The organism is Pseudoxanthomonas sp. LjRoot204_2, assembly GCF_056175765.1.
The window spans coordinates 1-2,510 of record NZ_JBGFFG010000459.1 but is presented as its reverse complement, the minus strand read 5'-3'; the positions used below and the strand labels follow the sequence as shown (position 1 = coordinate 2,510).

At 63.1% G+C, this 2,510-nt stretch carries 5 protein-coding genes; all 5 read right to left on the bottom strand.

Translation table 11 applies throughout. The features are described 5' to 3' along the window. A partial coding sequence (locus AC04L7_RS16555) for a hypothetical protein (RefSeq protein WP_475513443.1) occupies window positions 1-411 on the bottom strand: 411 nt, incomplete at its 3' end. 13 nt (window positions 412-424) lie between these two features. Then, window positions 425-679, bottom strand: coding sequence for a hypothetical protein (locus tag AC04L7_RS16550; protein ID WP_436001514.1), 255 nt, complete (start codon window positions 677-679; stop codon window positions 425-427). After that, complete coding sequence (locus tag AC04L7_RS16545) at window positions 676-1,404, bottom strand: hypothetical protein (protein ID WP_436001516.1); 729 nt, start codon at window positions 1,402-1,404, stop codon at window positions 676-678. The genes AC04L7_RS16550 and AC04L7_RS16545 overlap by 4 nt, the downstream gene beginning before the upstream one ends. Before the next feature lie 28 nt (window positions 1,405-1,432). Next, window positions 1,433-1,684, bottom strand: coding sequence for a hypothetical protein (locus AC04L7_RS16540; protein ID WP_436001518.1), 252 nt, complete (start codon window positions 1,682-1,684; stop codon window positions 1,433-1,435). Further along, a partial coding sequence (locus AC04L7_RS16535) for a C-terminal helicase domain-containing protein (RefSeq protein WP_475513442.1) occupies window positions 1,681-2,510 on the bottom strand: 830 nt, incomplete at its 5' end. The genes AC04L7_RS16535 and AC04L7_RS16540, both read right to left, overlap by 4 nt.

The following is a 2,510-nucleotide window of genomic DNA, read 5'->3' as shown; positions in this document are numbered from 1 at the left end:
TTCCACATCAGGCTGCGCGAAGGGATTCTTGTAGAAGCGGATCATGCTCGACACCATGTTCGCGGCCTTGAAGTTCCCTTGCTCGGCCTGGTATCTGGTGTTGAATTCCTTCCTGATATCGTTGAGCGCCTGGTCGGCATCCGCGTAGGTCATGCAGTCCTTCGCGTAGGCCTCCTTGATGTCGAGGGCAGCGACAGCCACGGCAATCGCCGTCGTTGTCTTCGTCCTGATGACGTCGACCGACTCGGCAAGCTCACTGCACGTCTCAGGGCCGGTCTCGCCACGGCCTTTCAGCACCAGGCCATCTGCTGCGCCGGCTTCGAGGCGATCGTCGTACTCGGCTTTGGCGAAGATAGATAGAGCCAGGGCGCTGGCCGCCAAGCTCAGGATGATGGAGGTAAGGATGCGCATCGTGATCTCCTGATTACATCGCCATGACGACGCGATGGCCGTCTTCGTCGTCATCGTCAGGCTCGCCGTTCTCGAAGCGCTCCAGCAGCGTCATCTCGTCGCGATTGCTGACGCCGGTGACGCGCAGACCCGGAATGAGCGTGTCATCGCCCAGGGCCTTGATCAGCGGGCTCAGCGTGGAGGACGCCAACTCCGAGTCGGTGACTTCCACGACGATCGTGTAGAAGCTGGGGACAGGCTTGAGAGGCCCCGCGTCGTTCTCGCTCATGGGCGCGGTCCTTGGTTGGTCAGCGTTTCGGTTTCCAGCTCGATGCAACGTGCCTCGGCCTCCGTGGCCGGCGTGATGGTCCCATCCCATTTCCTTCCCGCCTTCGCGATCTCAAGGAATTCCTCGTTGCCAAGGCCCCCCTTCTCGACATCGCTGGCGTACATGACGTTGTGCACGTCGAACTCCCCTCCGCCGCCAGGCGCGATGCAGAGCACGCGACTATCGCCCTCGCCCACCAGGAACGCGTCGTAACCGCCGTCGAAGGCTCGCGCCACGCTGTTGGGTGGCGCCTTGGCCAGCAGAGCGGCCACCTTGGCGTGATGCTCGGACAGGAGCGTCCAGCCCATCTTCTCCATCCGCTCCTGCTCTTCGCGAATGGCCTGCTGCTCGCCCGCACTGGCGAGTCGGGTCTTCTTCGGGTCCTGCAGGTTTCCAGCGGCCAGCCAGCTGTTGAGCTGGTCCGCCAGYTCCTGGTACTCGCAGTCGCCCAGCAGGGGCGGCTCGAAGGCCGGACCCATGCAGACCAGGTCGAAACCCGCGGAACTGCACTGCGCAGCGGCATAGTAGAGCTCGCTGGTGTCGTCCCAGGTGACCAGGAAGTAGTCGTGGCCACCTGCAGGTGTGCAAGCGACCGTCATGGGCGCAAGCGCCAACAGCTCCTTCCGCAGGGCCAGCTGGGCTTTCGTGAAGGCCGAATAGCCTGGTAGTGCACTCTTGTCTGTCATGAAGGTTTCCTTTGGTGAAGACGCAGGGTCAGATGCTGCCTTTGACCCAGCGTCGGATAGAGAGGTCGCAACCAGAGCGCAGGCAGACCCCATTGGCCATGCCCTTGTGCGTTGCTCGACGCTTGCAGCCGCAGCTGCAGCGCCGGCGTGAGCGAGGCTCGATAGCCTCGGCATAGCGGACGTGATCGTCCTGGGAGCCCCATTGACCCCAGAGTTCGGTACCGCCGCGCATGGCGGCAGACAGTGCAGGCCGCGAAAGTGCTTTCAGGTCAGTGCTCATGCTGCCTGTGCCTCCGGCATGGCCTGCCGGGCATGTCCCTCGACCATGCCACGGGACGCCAGGAACTTGCGTGCCACGTCGGCAAGCTGGCGCCCTTCCATGTCACGAGGCTGGATCATCTGATTGTCCGGATTGATCACACCCTCGATCTGCTCTTTCTTCACGCCCAGCACCTCCATCATCGCCGGGTCGGCGCCCTGACTGCAGGTGACGAAATAAGCGACGACGTAGTTGAGCAGGCCATCCGAGCGATCGCGATCAACGCGCCCGATACCCTGATCGTGCACGCCGGGTGACCAGTCCAGTTCGCCGAAAACCGCGATGCTGGCCGCGTCCTGCAGACCGTCAAGGCCCGCGCCTGAGCGCAGCGACAGGATGATCACCTTGCTGCGGCCGCTGACGAATTCCTCTTTGGCGTAGGCCTTTTGCTTCGGCGATTCAGAGCCGGTGTACATGACCGGGTTGAATTCGGCCAACTGCTCCATCCAGATGTCATAAACGGCGCGATGCCAGCCGAACAGCACCACCTGCTCGCCCGTCTCCACCAGCATCCTGACGAACTGCGCCACATGCGGCGCCTTTGCCACGCCGGTAGCCTGGCGAATGAGTCGATCGAACTCGCCGGAGGCCTGCATCTTCTCGCCGCGGAACTTCTCGTTGCGCGCCACGATCGTGCGGGCAAGCGAGATGGCGTCGCTTTCCACCGATGCCATCACATCGAAATCCAGATCGATCTCGTGCGGTACCTTCTGGACCTGCGGGAGCTCCCTGCCCACTTCCGGGCGGGATCGGCGGAGCATGATGCCCTCTCGGCGCAGGTAAGCGC